Raw genomic sequence first — 22,832 nt, 5'->3', positions numbered from 1 at the left:
TCTTTAGTACCATTCAAGCTCGTGATGATTTGTTTACTAATTTTTGGAAAGGACGCTAATGCTTCGTTCAACTGTCTTCTTTATCTGTGCTGGGCTGCTTGCCTATTTCGCATTTTCTCAACTCAATGCTTTAAAACAACCTGAATCGGGCCGAAAGGGACGCACTCCCAGTGCCATTGAAGTTGCGACCGCTTCAGTTGCAGCGCAAAATCTAAACTCAAGCGTTAAGCTGGTCGCCAATCTTAACGCTGTTACCAGTGTTGAGATTTCGTCATTGGTGACAGCCCGAATCGATGACATTTTGGTCAGCGAGCAAGGCACGGTTGAACAAGATCAATTACTTATTCAACTTGACGACCGACGCGCTAAGAGTAACGTGGTCGAGATGAAAGCACTACTGAGTGACCAAGAACGTATTCTTAATGATTTCATCCGTTTAGTTGATCGAGGCGCCGTTACTGTCACCGAAATCGATGCCCAGAGAGCATTGGTCGCTGTTGCCCGAGCACGTCTTGAGGCTGAAACAGTTGAGTTGTCCGAACATCAAATTAAAGCACCATTCGCTGGAACGGTTAGTCTCATTGATTTTAGCCGTGGAAAACTTGTAAACAGCGGTGAAGAGCTGCTGCAACTTGATGATTTGTCCAAGATGCGCTTGGATGTCAATGTACCTGAACAATACCTGTCAAAACTTGCTTTGGGTATGCAAGTTAGTGCGACAACAGCGGCGTGGTCCAATCGTTTGTTCGAAGGGGAGCTTGTTGCAATCGACTCACGAGTTAACGATGAAGCGCTAAATATACGGGTGCGTATCGAGTTTGGTAATCAAGATCTACTTCTAAAGCCGGGTATGTTGATGTCGGCAAGCCTACATTTTCCTGAAGTTCAAGCCGCGGTGATTCCAGTTCAAGCGTTAGAATATTCAGGTACCAAACGCTATGTATATCGACTAGATGAAGAAAATACCGCGCGCCGTACCGAAGTTAAATTAGGTGCACGTATCGACAATCTAGTGATGATTGAAAGCGGTGTTGATATTGGTGATGAGATTGTTGTTGAGGGTCTAGTTAACATCCGCGACGGCGTTAAAGTTAAAACTCAAAACCAAGCCAAATCGGAGCAAGAGCCTAGGGGCGATAAGTCAAAGAACGGCCCTCGCGCCGCAAAAGGATAGGGGCTAGTCATGTTGTTATCAGATGTGTCAGTTAAGCGTCCCGTTTTTGCATTTGTATTATCGGGTTTATTGCTTTTGTTTGGGCTTGTTTCAATCAGTCGCTTAGCTATTCGAGAAATGCCACAGATCGACAGTCCTGTGGTTTCGGTTAGCACCAGTTACCCCGGCGCTTCGGCGTCAGTCATGGAAAGCCAAGTAACCTCTAACCTCGAAGATCAATTATCGGGGATCAGCGGTATTAAGTCGATCACATCAACAACTCGTAATGGTTCATCTCGGATTAGCATCGAGTTTGACTTAGATTGGGACCTCAATGTCGGTGTTAGTGATGTACGAGATGCAGTATCAAGGGCTCAGCGAAGCTTACCCGACGATGCCAATGATCCGGTTGTATCCAAAGATAATGGTAGCGGTGAAGTTGCCCTATATGTGAACTTAGTTTCGCAGACCATGGATCGCAGCGATCTAACCGACTACGCTGAAAGAGTTTTAGAAAACCGATTCTCGCTTATCAATGGGGTGAGTTCAGTCGACTATACGGGGGCTCTGTATAAGGTTCTCTATGTTAAGTTTGATCCCGATTTAATGGCGGGTAGAAAAGTTACAACCAACGATGTAACTGCAGCGCTGCGTAAAGAGAACGTTGAGCTGCCAGGCGGCCAGGTTAGAAACGATACTACAACCATGTCTGTCAGAACGCAGCGGATTTATCAGAGTGTTGAAGACTTTGAAGGGCTGGTTGTAGGCAATAGTAGTGATGGACAAGCCATCTATTTGCGCGATATTGCTGATGTATATATTGGTGCTCAAAATGAAAACTCGACCTTTAAAAGTGACGGTGTCACCAACCTAAGCTTAGGTATTGTGCCGCAGTCGGACGCGAATCCTTTGTCGATAGCATCTGAGGTACGCAGACAAGTCTCCCTGTTGCAAGATGCAATACCTGACGGTACCCAGCTTTATGTAGATTATGACTCCACCAAATTTATTGAACGCGCAATCTTGGAGGTTCTAAGTACCATTTTGCTCACCGCAATTTTAGTGGTGCTAGTGCTCTATCTCTTTATTGGTCAGCTTCGTGCAACCTTGATCCCGGCAATTACGGTGCCGGTGTCTCTCATCGCTGCCTTTAGTGCCGCTTACTTCTTTGGTTTTTCAATCAACCTATTAACACTGATGGCCTTGATCTTAGCCATTGGTCTGGTAGTTGATGATGCAATCGTAGTGGTCGAAAATATCTACGTGCATTTAGATAAGGGTGAAACGCCACTGGTTGCCGCCTACAAAGGCACCCGAGAAGTTGGGTTTGCAGTTATTGCAACGACCATGGTTTTGGTCATGGTATTTTTGCCTATATCCTTTATGGAAGGCAGTATTGGTCGACTCTTTGTCGAATTCTCGGTGCTACTTGCGGTCGCGGTGATTTTTTCGTCGGTGATTGCGCTGACCCTAAGCCCGGCACTTGCAAGCAAAATGTTACGTAGTGAGCGCAAGCAAATTTGGCTCACGCGGGTTATTGATAAAGGCTTAAACAAGCTCACCCAGGGCTATAAAAACGCATTAAGCTGGTTGATGCCCAATGCCATTTTTGCACCGCTAGTACTGATTGGATTTATTTTGCTCAGTTATAGCTTTAGTCAAAAGGTGCCATCAGAGCTGACGCCTACTGAGGACCGTGGAGTCATTTATGTGTTTGTTAAAGGAGCTGAAGGCACCAGCTATAACCGTATGGCGAGTAATATGGAAGAAGTTGAATCGCGTTTGCTTCCGTTAGTTGGAGAAGGGCTAGTGCGCTCCTTTAGTATACAAGCACCGGCTTTCGGTGGACGCGCTGGCGACCAAACAGGTCTAGTCATTTTACAACTTGAAGATTGGGATTTACGCGATGAAACGGCCACCCAAGCGGTTGGTATCATAAACAAACGCTTGTCTGGCATTAGTGACGTTTGGTTGCGTGCGATGCAGCCTGGCTCGCGACGCGGATCTAGCGAAGCGGTGCAGTTTGTATTAGGCGGCGCAGATTACGATGAGCTTCATCAATGGGCCATCAAGCTGCAAAATATTGCAGAAGAAAGTGGCATCATGCAACGGCCTGATCTTGATTACTCACAAACAACGCCTGAGCTCTTGGCTAGCGTAAACAAAGACCGCGCTAATCAATTGGGAATTGCTGTCAGCGATGTCGCGAACGCTCTTGAGATCATGCTAGGCGGTCGCTCTGAAACTACCTTCGTCGAACGCGGTGAAGAGTATGATGTTTACTTGCGTGGCGACGAGGATAGTTTTAACAGTGTTAGTGATCTATCGCGTATTTACCTGCGCACAGACAAAGGTGAACTTGTCACTTTGGACACCGTGGCAACTATAGAAGAAGTAGCCTCAGCTCAGCGCTTGAGTCACTTTCAAAAACAAAAATCAATTACCTTAAAGGCAAATGTGGCCGATGGCAGCACCCTAGGTGAGGCGCTAGCATTTTTACAAGAACAAGCCAGAGAGATATTGCCACCTGACATTGTCATTGATTACGCCGGTGAGTCACGTGACTTCGTTGAGAATCAAAGCAGTACTTGGGTAGTTTTTGCATTGGCTTTACTGGTTGTTTATTTAGTATTGGCTGCTCAGTTTGAAAGCTTTATTAACCCGCTAGTGGTTATGTTTACAGTTCCAATGGGTATTGCTGGGGGATTCATGGGATTGTGGTTGAATAACCAAGGTTTGAATATCTATAGTCAAATTGGTTTGATCATGCTCATTGGCATGGTGACTAAAAATGGTATTTTGATTGTTGAATTCATCAATCAGCTTAGAGATAGAGGTTTGGCGTTTGAGACTGCGATCGTCGAGGCTTCGGCACGTCGTTTAAGACCCATTTTAATGACAGCTGCTACAACGCTATTTGGATCGCTTCCTTTGTTACTCGCTAGTGGCGCAGGTTCGGAGAGTCGAATAGCGGTTGGTACCGTAGTTTTCTTTGGCATGCTACTCGCAAGCCTCGTTAGTCTGTTCATCGTCCCGATGATGTATCGACTATTATGTAAGCATACCCATTCACCTGATTATGTTGCGCAACAACTCGAGCAGCAGCTTTTGGAAAGTGAAACCAAGGATTAAGTATGCGCTTAGAAGCTAGTTGTCATTGTGGCAGGATAAAAATAAGTTTGGAGCAAGCGAATAAACAAATGACGAGCTGCAATTGTTCGGTTTGTCGTCGCTATGCACCGTTGTGGATATATGGTCAAAAGCAGTTTGCTGAGCTAACAGCCAAGCCTAAAGACATCCACATTTATCAATGTGGAGATCGCATGATTAACTTCTGTTTTTGTCGCCATTGCGCAAGTTTGACACATTACAGTGCTAACCCTGAGCGCCAGGACTATAAAGAAGACGCAACCGAGCGTTTTGCTCTCAATGGTCGAATGTGTGAACCACTAGTGATAAAAGACTTTGAACAGCGCCTATTTGATGGCGCTGATTCTTGGCAATATATTTAACTTAGTGACTGCTCGCTAAGAACAACAACAGTGTTGTTCTTAGCTATAATGCTGAAGTAGATAAATAGCCGCTTTGAAATTCGACAAACTTCCTAACAGTAGCCCCCAAATTCAACTCACACTAATAGATCCGCATGGTTTCGCACTTGTCGGCGTAAAAACGTAATTAGAAACCGTTTTCAAGTTACATATTTGCATTTTTTGGTAATTAAATTACTAAAAGTTAAATATCGTAATAATAAAACTAAATATAACAATACTTAGTGTGCGCTAAATCACTTATTATTAGCCCGTAAGAGAAATTCAGCGACATTCAAGGGGTTTCTCAATAAAACAACTATAAATTTACATTTTGTGAGGTACATCATGACTAACGTATTCACCTACTTATACACCAATGTGTTCAAAGCAGATAACCATATGAGCGCTCAAGAACAAGAACAACGTTTTTACGACCGTTACTAATCAAGCCACATCATTAGGAGATAAACATGAAATATTTAACAGTTTTTAATGGTTTTTTCAAAAATAACGATGGCCTAAGCCAAGCAGAGCAAGAGCAACGTTTCTACGACAGTTTCTAGTAAGTTAAGTTATAAACAGAGGAAAATATTATGAATTTATTTGCAGCCTATTTTGCCAACTACACTAATAATCCGCATATGAGTGCTAGTGAAAAAGAGCAACAGTTTTACGACCGTTACTAATATAACCACATCATTGGAGTTCAGCATGAAATATTTAACAGTTTTTAACGGATTTTTTAAGAATAACGATGGCCTAAGCCAAGCAGAACAAGAGCAGCGTTTCTACGATCGCTTTTAGTTTTAATAAAGTAAGATTTGGCTAGGTACCGACCCGTGCGGTAGAGCCAGGAAAGCCTAAGAATAACCTGTAATAAACCATTATTGCCGATCAGGCAAACTCTTCATGATTCGTATCTAATCCCTAGTCCCAACCAGCAGTTGTGACAAATTGTCTTTATTGTGCACGTCACAATCATCGCTAAGTTCTATGATCAAGCCCGCAGCTTGCATGAAGGCATAACAAATTGTTGGACCCACAAAATTAAACCCGTCTTTTTTTAACGCTTTAGACATCGCCTCAGATTCACTGCTTGTAGCTGGGATATCCTTACTGGTTTGGTAATTATTGATGCGTGGCTCGCCTCCGACAAAACTCCACAAATAGTCTGAAAAAATGACACCTTGTTGCTCTAATCGCAAATAAGCCTGTGCATTTTTAATAATGGAATTTATTTTTAGACGATTGCGGACAATACCCGGATTAAGCATCAGGGCTTCAACTTGATCTTGACCGAAACTGGCTATTTCTTTTGGGTCAAAGTTTGCGTAAGCCGCTTCGTAACTGGCTTGTTTCTTTAAGATAGTAATCCATGAAAGCCCCGCTTGTTGGCCATCGAGACAAAGCTTTTCAAACAATTGTAGCGAGTCGTAAACCGGTCGTCCCCAGACCTCATCATGGTAAGTATTATAGATGTGGTCCTGCTGGGTGCTAAAACAGCGCTGTTTAATCATTGATGTCATATAGAACTCGATGTATGCCTAGCCGAAGCTAAGCATACATTATTTTATAGCGCCTAATAACCATTCATACGATCGAAGAATTCCGGCAAAAATAATGATATTTGCGGAATATAGGTGATCATCATTAGGAATATTAGTAGCAAGCTTAGCCAAGGTAGGCAGGCCTTGATAACCCAGCCAATGCTGCGCCCCGTTATCCCTGCAGTTACAAATAGGTTCAGTCCTACCGGTGGAGTCAGCATGCCTATTTCCATGTTCACAACCATAATGATTCCAAGATGGATGGGATCAATACCTAGTTGAGTCGCAATTGGAAATAAGATTGGCGCCATGATTAACAAAATTGCAGTTGGTTCCATAAAGTTACCGGCAATTAGTAACAGTATATTCACTACGATTAAGAAGGCCCAAGCTTCGAGTCCATGGCTTACGATGGACTCAGCAATCATGTGCGGAATGCGTTCAGTCGTGAGCACATGAGCGAACAACATGGCGTTAGCAATGATGAACAGCAGCATGATGGAGACTTTTGCTGCATCTTTGACCACAAGCCTTACTTCTTTATTGGTAAACGAAGCGACGAACACATAGGGCAAGCTTATAATGTTGCTAAATACACTTGAAACCAGCGACTGTCCTGGCTTGCGCCACGGGGTGTCTTTCAATGGCCCGATATCGCGATAGCCCCAAACAGCGACCAAATAGGCGTAAATAGCCGCAACGGATGCTGCTTCTGTTGGGCTAGCCACACCGCCGTAAATAGACCCCAGCACTAGAATAATTAGCATCAAACCACCGGATGCTTTGGCTAAGCTTAAGCCCCAAGCCCCAAGCCCTGGAAAAGGTTGTGAGGGTAACCCTTTGATTCGTGCGACGACGTAGATTGCAATCATGAGTATGCTTCCCATCATGATGCCTGGAATAAAGCCGGCCATGAACATTCTAGAAGCCGAAACCTCAGTCGCAGCTGCATATACCAACATTACGATAGATGGGGGAATCAAAATTCCCAAGGTACCAGCGTTGGCGATTACACCAGCTGCAAAGGACTCGGGATACCCTGAGCGGACCATACCAGCAATCACAATCGAGCCAATGGCTGCAACAGTTGCGGGACTCGATCCCGACACTGCAGCAAACAACATACATGCGAGTACCGAAGCCATAGCTAGTCCACCGCGAATGTGGCCTACAGAATTGATAGCAAAGTTAATTAATCGTTTGGCGACACCACCGGTTGAGAGAAATGATGAGGACAAAATAAAGAAGGGAATAGCAAGTAAAGTGTAATGCTCGGATGCTGCTTCAAATAGTTTCAAGGAAATGCTGGCCAAACTGTCGCTAGAAAACAACAAAATGGTCATCATACTGGAAAATCCCAAGGCAATAGCGATGGGCATGCCAATGAACATACAAACGAACAACAGCGCAAATAAAGTGAGTGTAGTCATGCTGTCAGTCCTGTTTAGTGTCGTCGATAAGGTGCATACTTTCTTTGGCTTCGTCTGCCAAATGGAAGCCCAATTGCTTGCCGGTATACACCCGCCACGCTAATTCAAAGAAACGTAAACTAAGCAGCGCAAAGCCTATAATCAGAACACTCATGGCTTGCCATTTTTGTACTGGTAAATCTTCCATTTCGATGCCTACGCTTTTCATTTTGGCAAGATATACCCAGCTTCCATATAAGAATAATGTGCAATAAACGAGGCACAAAAATATAGCGACTAAGCTCAGTAGTCGATGTAGGGGGTCGGGTAGTAATTTAACAAAGGCATCGACGCCAATGTGCGCGCCTTCGCGTATGCCCCAACTTGCGCCTAGCAGCACTAACCAGGCAGACAGGTAAAGCGTCACTTCTTGCGACCAGTGAATTCCGGCATTAAATACGAAGCGCATGATAACTTCCCAAAATACCAGTAAGGTCATGCTAACTAAAATGAGACTGATGAGGTTTTCTTCGAGCTTATGTAGCTTGTTTATAATATTCATTCGCAGATCCTTGCGCTGCCTGTAGCCGCCGAGGGACGGTTACAGGCATATAGTGCTACTGGTTTGAAGCGACTGCTGCTTGTATCAAGTCAGTTCCGATTTGATCTTCAAATTGACTCCAAACTGGCTTCATCGCATCAACCCATTGTTGACGTTCGGCATCGGTTAAAGTAATGAGTTCAGAGCGGTTTGAGTCAATAATAAGTTGACGATCTGCGGACGCTTTTTCGGCAGCAATTTGATTGCCCAATGTAACAGCTTCGCTCAGGGCTTTACTTAGCTCCATGCGAATGTCGTCAGGCAAGTTGTTCCAAAAGTCTGCTGAGGTGACAACCATATAGTCAAGAACCCCATGATTGGATTCGGTAATGTAAGGTTGTACTTCAAAGAATTTTTTAGAGTAAATGTTAGACCAAGTATTTTCTTGACCATCAATTGCTTTGGTTTGAAGCAAAGTAAATACTTCAGAGAAAGGCTTTTTCAATGGTACTGCTTCAACCGCTTCAAATTGTGCTGATAGCACGTCTGAGCTCATAATGCGGAATTTCTTACCACTTGCGTCATCTGGTGTGCGTAGAGGTGCGTTTGCTGAAAGCTGTTTTAAACCATTGTGTAGGTAACCCAAACCGACTAAGCCTTTTGGTTCGAGCGATTTTAGTAGGCCTTGGCCTGCATCACTTTGCTGAAATCTATCGACTGACTCAATGTCTTTAAACAGAAATGGCAGATCAAAAATTTGAAGTTGATTAGTATATTTCTTAAATTTAGATAATGAAGGAGCGATCAACTCTACATCACCCAAAAGCATCGCTTCTAGCTCTTTGCCATCACCGTAAAGTTGCGAGTTAGGATATACCTTAACTTCAACTTTCCCGGCCAAGCGCTGCTCAACTAACTCTTTAAATTTGAGGGCCATTTGTCCTTTAGGCGTGTTTTCGGCAACGACGTGTGAAAATTTAATTTCTATTGGTGCTGCTTGAGTCATGGCACACAGTGCTAATCCTAAAATGGCAACGCCAGCTTGCAATCGTTTCATAATATCTTCCTTGTAGTGAATAGGGACCTACGCCCGATATTTCGGCTAGGGCGCAGTGTGTACAGCAACAAATACGCCAGCATGATCACAAAAACGTAAAATCCGCTCGGGGCGGGCTTTGCTAGCCTATATAGGGTGCTAATATTCAAGCAGTTCTAAAGTAAATTGGGTGTTTTCCCACCCATAAAAAATGCTAGGGGGTTGAAACACCCACACAAGTGATAATAGTGCTTGGGTCGCAAATGCGGATTCGTTGGTTCGACTCTATTTGGTCGAGACCTGTTTATAAAATCTACGTTCAATTAATGGTGTTAACTAATGTCCGATAATCGTTATTCTCATTTTTCTAGTAATTCACTTATTCGACATACATGCGCGCTCGTGCTTGCAGGTGGACGTGGCACGCGTTTAAAGGGCTTAACAGCAAAAGTAGCGAAACCGGCAGTAGCTTTTGGCGGGAAATATCGCATTATCGATTTCACTCTTTCTAACTGTTACAACTCAGGAATAAAAAGCGTTGGTGTGTTGACCCAATATATGGCTCACGAATTGATTCAACATGTCCAAGGTACTTGGCCGATGCTAAGTCCAGTGCGTAGCGAAGGGGTTGCCATACTGCCAGCGCAACAACGAACCGGTGATGATTGGTATCGCGGTACAGCCGATGCGGTATACCAAAATATGGATTTGATCGATAAAAGCTTTGAACGGGTGCTTATTTTAGGTGGTGACCATGTCTACAAAATGGATTACTCCCGCATGGTTAACTTCCATGTTGAAAACGGCGCTGATGTTACCGTTGCTTGTATACGTAAACCTCTCTCGCAGGCCTCATCTTTTGGTGTGCTTGGGCTTGATGAACACGGTACGATTGTAGATTTTGAAGAAAAACCGGCGAATCCAAAACCTGATCAAAACGACCCCGAACAAGCGTTAGTTTCAATGGGAATCTATATCTTCAATACTGCTGTTCTGGACAAAGAACTTAAAGATGGCTTAATGAAACCTGGTTACGCTCATGATTTCGGCCACAATGTTATCCCCGAAATGCTGCGCACCCATAAGGTATGCGGGTATGTGTTTACTGAAAGTGGTCACCCCGGTGGGAATGCTTATTGGCGTGATGTGGGTGATATAGATGAGTACTTCGCTGCAAGCATGGATTTAGTTAGCCCTGATCCTTTGCTCGATCTATACGATAAGGATTGGCCAATTGTGACCCAGCAGAAACAACGACCTGGTGCTAAGTTTGTTTTTAACGATGATGACAGAAAGGGTTTTGCAATTGATTCTGTGATTTCTGCTGGTTCTATAGTCTCTGGAGCACAAATACAACGTAGCTTGTTATCTACCGATGTTAGGGTCGAAGAGAAATCAGTGCTTGATCAGGTAGTAGTACTTGATGGCGCATGTATTGGTAAAGATTGTAAGTTGCGTAAAGTGATTATTGCTGAAGGTACGCAAATACCCGATGGTACAGTGATAGGTTATGACCCAAGTGCTGACAAAGACCGCTATACAGTTTCTGAGCAAGGGGTCGCTTTGGTGACCGGCGATCATTTTGCAAAGTAGTTTGTGCTTTTTTCATGCCCTTTGAGGTTTTAATCCAATAGCCTAAATGTTACTAAAACCCTATACTGATTGGCATAACCAATCGGTATAGGATTCTAACTTGAATATCCGTGATCTTGAATATCTCGTTGCATTGCAGGAACAAAAACACTTCCGTAAAGCCGCAGAGCGCTGTTTTGTAAGTCAGCCTACCTTAAGTGGTCAAATTCGAAAGTTGGAAGAAGAACTTGGTTTGTTGTTGATAGAACGCACCTCTCGTAAGGTTATTTTTACTCCAGCAGGTGATCAATTAAGCAATCAAGCTAAAATTATTCTGATGGAGGTAAAAGGTCTTCGGGATATGGCTAAAAACCTGCAAGCGCCGTTGTCGGGTCCTATTCATATTGGACTCATACCAACTGTTGCACCTTACTTACTGCCCCGAATTATCCCCAAGTTAAAATCAGAGTTTAGTGAGCTTGAATTGTTTCTTTATGAGGAGCAAACCCATGTTTTGCTGCGGCGTTTAGACGATGGCGAACTTGATTGTTTGATATTGGCCTACTTACCTGAAATGTCACGTTTTGGCTCGGTCGACCTTTATCAAGAACCTTTGATGCTGGCGATGCCCAAAGCCCACCCTTGGCATAACCGCAGTAAGGTAGCCATTGAGGAGCTAAGTGGGCAACAAGTGCTGATGTTAGAAGATGGCCATTGCTTGCGCGATCAAGCGATGGGATTTTGTTTTGCTGCCGGTGCTGACGAAGATACTAGTTTTAAAGCAACTAGTTTAGAAACACTTCGACACATGGTCGCGGCAGGGATGGGAATTACCCTACTTCCCCAGCTTGCCGTGAATAAACTAGATGATGATAACGGTATTTCTTACCGCAGTTTTGAAGAACCGCAACCTCGTCGTTTGATAAGCTTGGTGTATCGTAAAAATTCAGTGAGACGCCCTTGTTTCAATGAGATAGCGAAGCTAATTAGTTCAGCTACCGATCAACTGAAATAGATATTAGTCGGAAACAAAAAGGCCTGCGCTTGTGCAGGCCTATAGTTAGAAATGGGGTTAGAAGTTAGAAAAGCTCTTCAGCTTGGGAGTCACTAGCACCCGCGCCACCAACACCACTTGAGTAACGTTGCGGCTGTGTGCCCTTAAGAAAGTATTCGTTTTGACTATAAGCGCCGCCGCGGCTAAGTAAACCAGTAGCACTATCGATGCGCAATCGAACCACATCACTTGGAACTGGGATCGGCTGTTCTTCTGTGCCTTCTAGGGCATCTCGCATAAAGCTAACCCAGGCCGGTTGAGCTGTCTGGCCGCCAAATTCACCGCCAACCGCTTGCTTGTCGCCCATACCCGGATGGCGAGAGGCGTAGCCCAGTTCACGACCGAAGTCATCAAAGCCAACCCAAGCCGTCACAACAAGCCCGCCACCATAGCCAGAAAACCATGCATCCTTAGCATCGTTTGTCGTTCCGGTCTTTCCACCTAAGTCGTTTCTGCCGAGTCGAGTAGCGCGCCACCCTGTTCCATTCCAGCGGTTTTTAAGTTTACTTGAACCACCGCCGTATACTCCGCTAGCCAATGCTTGCGAGGTCAGGAAGGCATTTGCAGAAGAGATGACTTGTGGAGCACGCTGCTCATGCTCAGGGTCTTTGCACACTGGATTAGCATCGTTCTCTAGACACGCAAAGCGAATTGTTGGCTCGTAAATACGCTCGCCTTGGCTATCATCAATGTGACTAATAAAGTGGGTATCCACTAAATGACCACCATTGGCGAAAACAGCATAGGCTCGCACGACTTCAAGCGGTGTAAGTGAGGCAGTGCCAAGAGACAGTGATTCATTTGGAGGTAACTGATCTTTTACGAAACCAAACTTGGACAAATGGTCAATTGTGGTATCAATACTTAGATCGCGGATCAAACGCACCGACACCACGTTTTTTGATTTTGCTAAAGCAACACGTAAGCGTATTGGACCATCATAGACATTGGGACTATTTTTTGGACGCCATGCGACACCCATAATTGGATCCCAACGATTAATTGGAGCGTCATTTACAATGGTTGCAAGTGTTTTACCTTGCTCCATCGCCGCTGAATAAATGAAGGGTTTTATATTAGACCCAACTTGACGAGCGGCTTGGGTAACACGGTTAAACTTACTTTGACTAAAACTAAACCCGCCGACGAGTGCTTCGACAGAGCCATCAATGGGATCCAAAGCGACGAGCGCCGAGCCAGCATCTGGCAATTGACTCAGTTTATAGTTGCTTGGAAGTTGCAACGCAATTTGTTCTGTCTCATCTACAGCATCATCGCTGGCAAGTTGCTCGGTCGGAGTTGAAACGCTCTGGCCATCACCTGTTTCGTTAGGCTCTTCGATAGCTGTCTCGATAGCTTCAACATATATAAGGTCGCCAACCGTTAAGACTTCGGCGATTGTTTTAGGCGGATTCGATTGACGTTTACTGCTGATGTACTTTCGCGCCCATTTGGCTTCTTCCCAATTTATGCTGCCGCGATGGGAGCGTTTTAAGGCGATTTGAGCTTGCTCCTTTTCTACATTTAGAACTACAGCTGGTTGAAGTGGTCCGTAATTGGGGAGCTGAGCAAGTGCTTTATCAAGTTCTTCTTCAGTTAATGCCTCACTTTCTTCTTGCCATAGCGATGCCACCGCGCCGCGGTACCCATGTCGGTGGTCGTAGGCTAGTAAATTTTGTTGCAATGCCTCGGTCGCAGCATGTTGTCGCTTAGAATCGACAGTTGTATAGACATTCATCCCAGTTTCGTAGGCTTCCTCGCCATAGCGTCGCAAGATTTCTTGGCGTACCATTTCCGCTAAATAGGGAGCGGAAAGAGTAATCTCAGCGCCATGGTAGCGAGCCGTAAGCGGTTCCGCATTGGTAGCGTCATAGGTTGCTCTGTCGATGAAGCCCACATCGAGCATTCGTAATAAGACAACTCGGCGCCGCTCAGTTGCACGTTCAGGACTCCGGATAGGATTAAGAGCAGAAGGCGCTTTAGGAAGTCCTGCTATCATAGCCATTTGCGCCAAACTTAGTTTGTCGACGGTTGTACCGTAATAAACCTGAGCCGCTGCGCCGACGCCAAACGAGCGATAGCCAAGGCTAATTTTATTAAGATATAAAGCTAGGATTTCATCTTTACTCAACTCTTGTTCAATTTTTAGAGCTAAAAAGATTTCTTTGATTTTCCGAACATAGGTTTTTTCGTTAGATAAGAAGAAGTTGCGAGCAACTTGCTGAGTGATGGTACTCGCTCCTTGACTCTTTTCGCCGGTTGCCAGTAAATTTATGGCGGCACGGGTAATTCCTATTGGATCGATACCGGGGTGCATGTAAAAGCGGGTGTCTTCAGTCGCTAAGACTGCTTGGATTAATTGCTCTGGAATTTGTTCTAGCTCCAGAGGAATACGCCTTTTTTCACCAAACTGCGAGATTAATTCGCCATCTGCACTATAAACCCGTAAAGGTGTTTGCAGTTGAACTTCTTTTAGGGTTTTTACGTCGGGTAGATCTTGTCCGAAATAATAGTAGAGTCCAACAAAACCTGCAATTCCACATAAGCCTAGGAAAACACATAGATAAAAGAGCCGTTTGAGCATCTTTGAAAACATAAAAAAGTACCAAAATTGCGAATTACGCTAATTATATAGCCAAAGTGTGACGGTTTTCGACATCTTTATCAATTAGTGCTCGCAGTCGAGCTCGGATACGATTATGATTTTCGCTTAGCGGTATGTAAAACTAACCATAAAGGGATTCTTGTGTTTGGCTTTGGGAAACGCAGTTCTAAAAACTATTTAGGATTAGATATGGGATCGTCTAGCCTAAAAGCTCTCCTGGTGAGAACCTACTCAAGTGGACTGGTCGTTGAAGACTTCGCTGAAGTTTTAACACCAAAAGGCTCGCTCGTCGATCATCAACTGATTGCTCCTGATGAGCTATCTATCGCTCTAAAACAACTCCACAAACGCCTAAATAGTAACGTTCGTGATGTCAGCTCGGCCGTTGCAGGGTCTCAAGTTATAACCAAGTTATTGCAGTTGGATGCCAATCTAAATACACAAGAGCTGGAACAACAAGTCGAAATGGAAGCCGAGAATTCAATTCCCTTCCCTATCGATGAAGTCAGTATTGACTTTGAAATACTAGGTCCAATGTCTTCGGACGACACACGCAATACCATTTTATTAAGCGCAACTCGCACTGAATCGATCAGTTTACGTACTGAAATCATGTTGAATGCAGACTTTGACGCCAAAATCATGGACGTCGAGTCTCATGCTTTAGGCCGCGCTTGGTCTTACATTGTCAAGCAGGGTGAGTTTGGTCATGAAGTTCTCGATGATGATGTTATCGGTCTAATTGACATAGGCGCCAACGCTTTAACATTTGCGGCTCTAGAGGCTGGTGAGGTTATTTATAGCCGTTCCCAAAACTTCGGAGGCACTCAATATAATCAGCAGATTGCTAATTATTACGGAATGAGTTTGGATGAAGCTGAAGAGGCAAAAAAAAGTAACTCTCTTCCTGACACCTACGAAATTGATGTACTGTCGCAATTTGTGACGGGCTTGTTGCAGCAAATCCGACGTCAGCTTCAGTTATTTACGAGTTCAACGGGTAATCGTGAAGTTAAATACATCGCTTTGAGCGGTGGTAGCGCGTTGGGTAACGACGTATTTGCACAGCTCGAAGATGAGCTTGAGTATGACGTTGTCGTGGCACAACCTTTTGTAAATGCCAGTTTTACTAAAGGTGTTAATAGTGAGCATTTAAAACGCCACGGTGGTAAGTACATGGTAGCTTTGGGCTTAGCATTAAGAGGTTCAAACGATGTCTAGTATTAATCTATTACCTTGGCGAGAGCAGGCAAAGCAGCGTAAAAAGACACAGTTTTGGATCTTGATGGGTGTTAGCGCCGCGCTTACCTTACTGGCGACTGTTGGTGTACAGATGTATTTCAGTAGCCTACAAGACGTTCAGAAACAGCGGAATCAGTTTTTACGTACTGAAATTGCCGCTTTGGATGTAAAATTAGGCGAAATTCGGAAAATTAATGAGCGTAAGAAAAGCCTTCGTTTAAGAATCGATCTCATCCAAGAGCTACAACGTAGCCGACACTCCTTAACCCGAATGATGAACACCATGCCTGAGGCTACACCGGCAGGGATTTACTTCGACACGTTTAGTTATGATTCAAAGGTAGTAAAAATCGACGGTAAGAGTGAATCAAATCCTCGAGTATCGTCACTTATGCGAAATATTGAATCTTACCCATGGTTAGGCACTCCTCAAATCAGCTCTATCGTTGCTCTAAATGCCCAGTCAGGTATTGACCTCAGTCGTTTCCAGCTTAGTTTTAATGTGGACGAAAGTAAGCTCAAGGTTGAGGACATTGCTAAATGAATTTACAAGAATTAAATGAACTCGATTTTGAAGACATCGCTGGATGGCCACCACTGGCTAAAGTTGTTTTTGGCTTCGTAGTCTGCGGGCTAATCGTTGCAGGGATGTACTACTTTGTGCTTAAAGATGAACAACTAGAGCTAGATAAGCTACATAAGCAAGAAGTTGAACTGCGAGCACAATTTGAAGGCAAGGCAGGTTTGGCCGGCAACCTAGAAGCGTATCAGTTGCAAGTCGATGAAATGGATAAGGCTTTCTCAACCTTACTGGGTCAATTACCATCTCAGCACGAAATTGCAGGCTTACTTGATGAACTAAGTTTTATCGGAGTGAAAAATGGTTTGGTATTCCGACGGATTAATTGGGAGCGAGAAGTTAACAAGGATTTCTCGACGGAATTACCAATTAGCTTACTCGTTGAGGGGAGCTATGATGAACTTGGAAAATTTGTAAGTGACATTGCAGCACTGCCGCGGATTGTTATCCTTGGAAAGGTAAAACTGAGCCGCAAAAATGGCGACGAGTCGGTATTAGTCATGTCCGTGACTGCCCATACTTATCGATATAATGGAGAATGAAGATGAATAAATCATTCTTAGTTGTTGTTTCGACAGTACTATTATTATCAGCTTGTGGCGGACAGAACGACGATCTTCAACAATACGCTTTGCAGGTAAAAGCCCGGCAAGTTCCTATTGTAGATGATGTACCGGAGTTGATTGAATATGCCCATTTAGCCTATGTAGCACCAGCTGAACGGCATCCGTTTACGCTGCCTCAGGCAGAGTTTGCGGAAGCTAAAGAACAAGAGAAAAGTGAAGTTTGCGAAATTGAACCACCTCAAGCTCATGAGCAAAGTCCACTGGAACAGTATTCATTGATTAACTTGAAAATGCGTGGAGTACTTGGAAAAGGTAATCAATTATGGGCGCTGGTACAGTCGCCTGATGGAGAAATGTATCGAATCGATCAAGGTTACTATATTGGGCTCAATCAAGGACAAGTAACTGGCGTCAAGCCTGATGGATTTGAAGTTCTTGAAATTATTCCTGACGGCAAAGGCTGTTGGACGCATCGCTCAACCACAATTGAATTAACGCAAGCACAGTAATGAATAGGGACATTTGGATGAACAATAAGTCGCGATACGCTAAACGCATTTGCCTAGCTTGGCTCGGTATGTGCCTCAGCGTCTCAGCCTTTGCCAGCGTAAACTTAGTCTCACTTAACAGTAATTCTAAAGTTAAAGGTGCACTAGAGTTGGAGCTAGTATTTGATGGTCCTGTTGGTGAATTAAATGACCGATTGGAATATCAACCAAACCAATTAATTGTGGATGTTAGTGATGCATCGTCAAACTTGAAGATGAATCCCTTACCTATCGATTCAAATGGCGTTACCGATCTTCAAACCCGCAAACAAGGGAACAATTTGCAACTGGTTTTCCAATTGGAACGCTTGGTACCTTATCAGCTAAAGAAAGATGGTAATCGCATTTTGATGCAAGTTGGAGCTATGCCAGCTTTAGCTGCAACGCCAACATCTCAGGACGAATATGTTGCGAAAAAACAGGCTGAGCCGAAAACTGTAAGTCAAAATTTTGATGCGCAAAAAGCGGCTGCAATTAATAGTGTTACCGCAATCGATTTCCGCCGAGGTAAAGGTGGTGCAGGGCAATTACTACTCAGTTTGAAAAACAATGCCATTGCTTCTGATATTCAGCGCCGCGACAATAAGTTATTGGTTGACTTAATTAATACAGATATCGCTGATGAACTTGTTTATTTACTCGATGTGAGTGATTTTGGTACGCCGGTTTCTCAAGTGGAAGTGTTCCGTTACGCTAACAAAGTACATATGGAACTGTCGATCACCGGAGATTACGACTATCGCTATGACCAGTCTAAAGGCTTATTACTCGTTGAAGTAAAACAGCAAATAAAAACAGCAAAAACTGATGATACAGTCGTTTATCAAGGCAAACCGATATCGCTGAATTTTCAGAACATACCGGTACGAACTGTTTTGCAGATTATTGCTGACTTTAACAAATTGAATCTGGTTACGACCGACTCCGTAGCAGGCAACATTACCTTACGTTTAGATGATGTGCCGTGGGAGCAGGCTTTAGATATTATTCTTAAAGTGAAAGGCTTAGACAAACGTCTAGAGAACAACATATTACTCGTTGCACCCGCAGCGGAGCTTGCCGAACAGGAACGGCAAAGTTTGGAGAATAAGCAGCAAGTTGCTGACCTATCACCGTTGTACTCAGAATACATTCAAGTGAATTATGCAAAAGCTAGTGCCATGTCGGCTTTGCTTAGTGGCGAGTCGTCGTCTTTGCTTTCTGAACGTGGAACGGTAACCGTAGATGAACGTACCAATACTTTACTGGTGAAGGATACTGAAGCTTCTATTCTTGCGATAAAGCGTATGCTTAGTGCGTTAGATGTTGCTGTTGAGCAGGTAGTCATTGAAGCGCGCATGGTTTCTGTGCTTGATACCAATGGCTTAGACTTAGGTGTGGAATGGAATTTTTCTAGCACTGAGACCAGTAACGGAAATAGCGGTGATTTTAATGTTAATCTTCCGATCGGTAGCCCTGCTGGTAGCCTCGCTCTGCAAATCGGTAGTTGGGCTGGCGGTGTCTTGGATTTAGAACTAACGGCTTTGGAGCAAGTGGGTCAAGGCGAAATCATCGCAAGTCCTCGTATTACCACGGCAAATCAACAAACCGCTTATATAGAGCAGGGTAGTGAAATCCCGTATAACGAATCTTCATCTAGCGGTGCAACATCGGTTGCATTTATCAAAGCTGTGCTCAGTCTTGAAGTAACGCCGCAGATTACGCCGGACGGAAAACTAATTCTTGACCTGAAGATTACCCAAGATAGCCCGGGTGAAACTGTAAATACTGGTACCGGTACTGCGATTGCGATAGAAACACAGCGCATCGAAACACAAGTATTGGTCGATAATGGAGAAACCATCGTATTGGGCGGGATTTACCAGCAAACATCGATTAATAGTGTGTCTAAGTTTCCGGTACTGGGTGATATCCCAGGCGTAGGCGCGTTATTTAGAACTACAAGTGAGAGTATTGAGAAGCGTGAATTGCTAATTTTTGTCACGCCAAAGATCATTGTAGAGCAGTTTTAATTGGTGACTTGGTCACGGCCTGAAGTTTGCGCTTGCAATCCAAGGGTCGTAGCTGAGATAATCGCCGGCCTGATCTTAAAGCTAAGGTTGGTAGAACCCATCTCTGCACCGCGGGAGATGACCCAAAGACGTAAACTAAAAAAATAAGACACATGGCTGAAAAACGAAATATCTTTCTAATCGGACCGATGGGTGCTGGAAAAAGCACTATTGGACGACATTTGGCACAACAACTTCATATGCAGTTCCACGACACTGATCAAGAAATTGAGAAACGAACCGGAGCTGATATTGCATGGGTATTCGACGTAGAAGGCGAAGCAGGTTTTCGCGTGCGTGAAGAAACCGTAATCGACGACCTAACGCAAGAGCAAGGCATTGTGCTAGCAACTGGTGGTGGCTCTATATTAAGCAAAGAGAACCGTAACCATTTATCTGCACGCGGCATTGTTGTGTATTTGGAAACAACGATCGACAAGCAGTTTGCGCGAACCCAGCGTGATAAGCGTCGGCCTTTGTTGCAAACCGAAGAACCCCGCGGTGTACTCGAGTCACTGGCTGCTGAGCGTAACCCGTTATATGACGAAATCGCTGATTATAGTGTTAAAACTGATGATCAAAGCGCTAAAGCCGTCGCTAATCAAATCATTGACCAATTAGGTTTTTAAGCAGCTATGCAAGCGCTTCAAGTAGAACTAGACCAACGTAGTTACACGATTCATATTCAAGGCGGATTACTTTCGCAAGCGGATATGTTTCGTTCTCATATCCGCTCCAAACGAGTCATGATTGTAACCAACGAGACTATTGCTCCTTTATATTTGCAAACGCTTGAAAGAAGCCTAAGTGAGTATCAACTTGATGTATGTATTTTGCCTGACGGTGAGCAATACAAAACATTAGCTGTACTCGACCAAATATTTACTGCTTTACTTGAAGGTAGTCATGGTCGCGATACAACGTTAATTGCACTCGGTGGCGGAGTTATTGGTGACATGACCGGTTTTGCTGCCGCAAGTTACCAACGTGGCGTAGATTTTATTCAGGTCCCTACCACTTTGTTATCACAAGTTGATTCTTCAGTTGGTGGTAAAACGGCCGTCAATCACCCTTTAGGCAAAAACATGATAGGAGCCTTCTATCAGCCCAAATCTGTGGTGATTGATTTAGACTGCTTGTCAACGTTGCCGCACCGGGAACTCAAAGCTGGTATAGCTGAAGTGATCAAGTACGGTATTATTTACGATGCTGACTTTTTCGCGTGGCTTGAACAGAACATGAGCGCTCTTTTATCTTTAGATCGTAACGCTTTAGCGTATGCGATTCACCGCTGCTGTGAAATTAAAGCATTGGTAGTAGCTGAGGATGAGACCGAACAAGGAATTCGCGCTTTGTTAAATCTTGGCCATACTTATGGGCATGCTATCGAAGCGGACCAAGGATATGGGCAATGGCTGCATGGCGAAGCGGTTGCTAGTGGCATGGCTTTGGCTGCTGTGTGCGCGCAGCTAGAAGGTATGCTTGACGAAGAAAGTGTGGTTCGGATATTAGCGCTTATTGAGGCTGCTGGATTGCCTGTACTTCCACCTGAGTCAATGCAGCTCGAACACTTTTTGGTGCATATGCGCCGAGATAAGAAAGCCGAAAATGGCCAAATGCGACTCATTTTGCCAAGCCAAATTGGCCAAGCTAGTTTGGTTAAGCATATTGAGGCCGAGCAAGTTGAAAACAGTATTCAGGCGCTTCGCGCGAGGTATTAAATGAGCCAATTGCTGGGGGATGTTCCATTTGCTCATCTACCAAGTCAGCAGTTACTCTGCCAACGTATCCATTCTCAAATTCGATTTAAATCTAGCTTGGTGTTAGTTGGGGCGAGCCCTGGCGGTGGCAAGTCTTTAATTGCTCAAGAATTATTAGAACAAGCTCAGTTTTCTCAGCACGCACTCGTTAGTGTCGATGCCGATAGTGAAGATGGGGATTTTAGACGGGCATTAATGCTGCAATTGGTTGCAGAGCCTTTGTTTAATCAAGACGATCCAATCGCTGATAGTCTTTTTAGAAATTTAGATCATGTTGATGGCCCGCAATTATTGGTCGTTGATAACGCTCAGAACCTTAGCGCAGATTTGATCTTAGAACTGCTTGTTTTACTGCATAGTTATCCTACTCGATTCAGTCAGCGCTTATCGATAGTACTCATTGGTGATGAAGAACAGCTTTTTGCAGAAGCTGAAGCCGTTGTAGGGCAAACCGAAATCCAAGCGATTTGGCTTAGTATTCCGCCGCTAACCGCAGGTGAAGTGACTATTTTAGCGCGTTTGTTGTTTGAGCGAGCTGGTTATCAAGCACAGATGGAAAATCGTGAAGCAATAGAACGGCAACTACGATTAGCGCGTTTTAATCCTAAACGCGTTGTATTTTTTGTCGACCAAATCGTCAATGGAGAGGTCATAATGTCAGACACACCCAGTTCGAAGAAAAATCTAGTGTTGTTGGCGGTGGCAATTATTCTTATTGCAGCGCTTGCGGGACTTCTTTACCAAATGTTAGCTAACACCTCACAATTGGAACCACAGCGTCAAGCTATCGAAACTATAGAGAAAGACGCAGCCTCAAACGGCGCTCCAGGAGATACTGGTGAAAAAGAGCCTGTAAGTTCTCCAAGCCAAGCGGAAGCAGAAGCCGCGAGCGAAACGGCTACAACTGAGCTTGGATATGGGGATGACAATGCAGTGTTGCCTGAGTCTGGTGAAGTCAAAGAAGTGCGATTAGAAGACAAACAAGAACAAAGCGGTTTACGCATTGTAGTGCAAGATGAAGTGGTAAGCCGGATCATTGAAGAACAAAATAATCCTCAGGCGGTTGAAACAGCCTTACAGACCCCAAATACAACAGAAGAAAGTGTGACTGCAATAGCCGAGACGCTAACTGAAACTCAAAGTGCGGTGGTGTCGACAAGTGAATTGCTCGTAAGTGAAGCTAAAGCCACGCAAACGGACACGACGCTAGCCGTCCCGGAAGAAGTGCCAGAAGATATAAAGCCAGTCGTAGTTGAAGAAGCCACAAAACCAACGGTTGTGACCGAGCCTCAAGCTATAGCTGAGACGACGATAGTCTCTGAACAAAAACCTTCTGCAACGGGGTCTAGCTCAATAACCCACCCTTTAATGAAAATTGATGGCAGCCGTTATACACTCCAACTTATCGCTCTAGCTAACGAAGCCAAAGCTAAAACCTTTGCCGATAGTCAACCATGGGCACAACCGGTTTGGGTATATCGCTCAAATGTGAATCCGAAAACGCCATATAAGGTTGTTTATGGCAACTTTGATACGCGCCAGAGTGCAAATGACGCACGCCAACGATTGAAGAATCAAGGTATAGATTCCTTACTCAAACAATTAAAGCAGGTACAATTTGAGATGCAGCCCTAA

Annotated in this window: 18 protein-coding genes; 13 read left to right on the top strand and 5 right to left on the bottom strand. The window is 44.3% G+C overall.

Annotated features, from left to right (window positions below; genetic code table 11):
* Nucleotides 1–58: 58 nt before the first annotated feature.
* Genes DBZ36_RS01505 through DBZ36_RS01495 form a run of 3 tightly spaced genes read left to right on the top strand, consistent with a single transcriptional unit; the run spans nt 59 to nt 4,665 of the window.
* Complete coding sequence (locus DBZ36_RS01505) at nt 59–1,174, top strand: efflux RND transporter periplasmic adaptor subunit (protein ID WP_120353160.1); 1,116 nt, start codon at nt 59–61, stop codon at nt 1,172–1,174.
* Nucleotides 1,175–1,183: 9 nt separating this feature from the next.
* On the top strand, nt 1,184–4,285 hold the full coding sequence (locus DBZ36_RS01500; protein ID WP_120353159.1) for an efflux RND transporter permease subunit: 3,102 nt from the start codon (nt 1,184–1,186) through the stop codon (nt 4,283–4,285).
* Between the two features lie 2 nt (nt 4,286–4,287).
* Nucleotides 4,288–4,665: a GFA family protein gene (locus tag DBZ36_RS01495; protein ID WP_120353158.1), complete on the top strand. Its 378-nt coding sequence runs from the start codon at nt 4,288–4,290 to the stop codon at nt 4,663–4,665.
* A gap of 941 nt (nt 4,666–5,606) precedes the next feature.
* On the opposite strand, the gene DBZ36_RS01490 is transcribed toward DBZ36_RS01495, so the two are convergent.
* The 4 genes from DBZ36_RS01490 to DBZ36_RS01475 form a co-directional block, all read right to left on the bottom strand.
* Complete coding sequence (locus DBZ36_RS01490) at nt 5,607–6,203, bottom strand: DNA-3-methyladenine glycosylase I (protein ID WP_120353367.1); 597 nt, start codon at nt 6,201–6,203, stop codon at nt 5,607–5,609.
* A gap of 62 nt (nt 6,204–6,265) precedes the next feature.
* Entirely contained in the window at nt 6,266–7,663 is a 1,398-nt protein-coding gene (locus DBZ36_RS01485; RefSeq protein WP_120353157.1) for a TRAP transporter large permease, read from the bottom strand.
* Nucleotides 7,664–7,667: 4 nt separating this feature from the next.
* On the bottom strand, nt 7,668–8,204 hold the full coding sequence (locus tag DBZ36_RS01480) for a TRAP transporter small permease (protein WP_325049064.1): 537 nt from the start codon (nt 8,202–8,204) through the stop codon (nt 7,668–7,670).
* Nucleotides 8,205–8,259: 55 nt separating this feature from the next.
* Nucleotides 8,260–9,240 (bottom strand): TRAP transporter substrate-binding protein, encoded by a 981-nt coding sequence (locus DBZ36_RS01475; protein WP_120353156.1) that lies wholly within the window; start codon nt 9,238–9,240, stop codon nt 8,260–8,262.
* Nucleotides 9,241–9,558: 318 nt separating this feature from the next.
* Here DBZ36_RS01475 and glgC point away from each other — a divergent pair, with 318 nt between their 5' ends.
* Nucleotides 9,559–10,812, top strand: a complete 1,254-nt coding sequence (glgC, locus tag DBZ36_RS01470; RefSeq protein ID WP_120353155.1) for a glucose-1-phosphate adenylyltransferase — start codon at nt 9,559–9,561, stop codon at nt 10,810–10,812.
* A gap of 100 nt (nt 10,813–10,912) precedes the next feature.
* Entirely contained in the window at nt 10,913–11,806 is an 894-nt protein-coding gene (gene oxyR, locus DBZ36_RS01465) for a DNA-binding transcriptional regulator OxyR (RefSeq protein ID WP_120353154.1), read from the top strand.
* A 64-nt stretch (nt 11,807–11,870) separates the two neighbouring features.
* On the opposite strand, the gene DBZ36_RS01460 is transcribed toward oxyR, so the two are convergent.
* A complete protein-coding gene (locus DBZ36_RS01460; RefSeq protein ID WP_120353153.1) occupies nt 11,871–14,441 on the bottom strand; it encodes a penicillin-binding protein 1A in 2,571 nt (856 codons plus the stop codon).
* A 75-nt stretch (nt 14,442–14,516) separates the two neighbouring features.
* On the opposite strand from DBZ36_RS01460, the gene pilM reads away from it, so the two are divergent.
* From pilM to DBZ36_RS01420, 8 genes are all read left to right on the top strand, one after another.
* Nucleotides 14,517–15,671, top strand: coding sequence for a type IV pilus assembly protein PilM (pilM, locus tag DBZ36_RS01455; protein ID WP_325049063.1), 1,155 nt, complete (start codon nt 14,517–14,519; stop codon nt 15,669–15,671).
* Nucleotides 15,664–16,236 carry a PilN domain-containing protein gene (locus DBZ36_RS01450; protein ID WP_120353151.1) on the top strand — a complete coding sequence of 191 codons (573 nt, stop codon included), beginning with the start codon at nt 15,664–15,666 and terminating at the stop codon, nt 16,234–16,236. The genes pilM and DBZ36_RS01450 overlap by 8 nt, the downstream gene beginning before the upstream one ends.
* Nucleotides 16,233–16,814 (top strand): type IV pilus inner membrane component PilO, encoded by a 582-nt coding sequence (locus DBZ36_RS01445; protein WP_120353150.1) that lies wholly within the window; start codon nt 16,233–16,235, stop codon nt 16,812–16,814. The genes DBZ36_RS01450 and DBZ36_RS01445 overlap by 4 nt, the downstream gene beginning before the upstream one ends.
* 2 nt (nt 16,815–16,816) lie before the next feature.
* Nucleotides 16,817–17,347 (top strand): pilus assembly protein PilP, encoded by a 531-nt coding sequence (locus DBZ36_RS01440; protein ID WP_158589007.1) that lies wholly within the window; start codon nt 16,817–16,819, stop codon nt 17,345–17,347.
* 17 nt (nt 17,348–17,364) lie between these two features.
* Nucleotides 17,365–19,398 (top strand): type IV pilus secretin PilQ, encoded by a 2,034-nt coding sequence (locus tag DBZ36_RS01435; RefSeq protein WP_120353148.1) that lies wholly within the window; start codon nt 17,365–17,367, stop codon nt 19,396–19,398.
* Between the two features lie 152 nt (nt 19,399–19,550).
* Entirely contained in the window at nt 19,551–20,066 is a 516-nt protein-coding gene (aroK, locus tag DBZ36_RS01430; RefSeq protein WP_120353147.1) for a shikimate kinase AroK, read from the top strand.
* 6 nt (nt 20,067–20,072) lie between these two features.
* Nucleotides 20,073–21,158 (top strand): 3-dehydroquinate synthase, encoded by a 1,086-nt coding sequence (gene aroB, locus DBZ36_RS01425; protein WP_120353146.1) that lies wholly within the window; start codon nt 20,073–20,075, stop codon nt 21,156–21,158.
* Nucleotides 21,159–22,832, top strand: coding sequence for an AAA family ATPase (locus DBZ36_RS01420; protein ID WP_120353145.1), 1,674 nt, complete (start codon nt 21,159–21,161; stop codon nt 22,830–22,832).

The sequence above is a fragment of the Alginatibacterium sediminis genome, from assembly GCF_003610775.1.
GTDB lineage: Bacteria > Pseudomonadota > Gammaproteobacteria > Enterobacterales > Celerinatantimonadaceae > Alginatibacterium > Alginatibacterium sediminis.
This window is presented reverse-complemented; position numbering and strand designations above follow the sequence as displayed.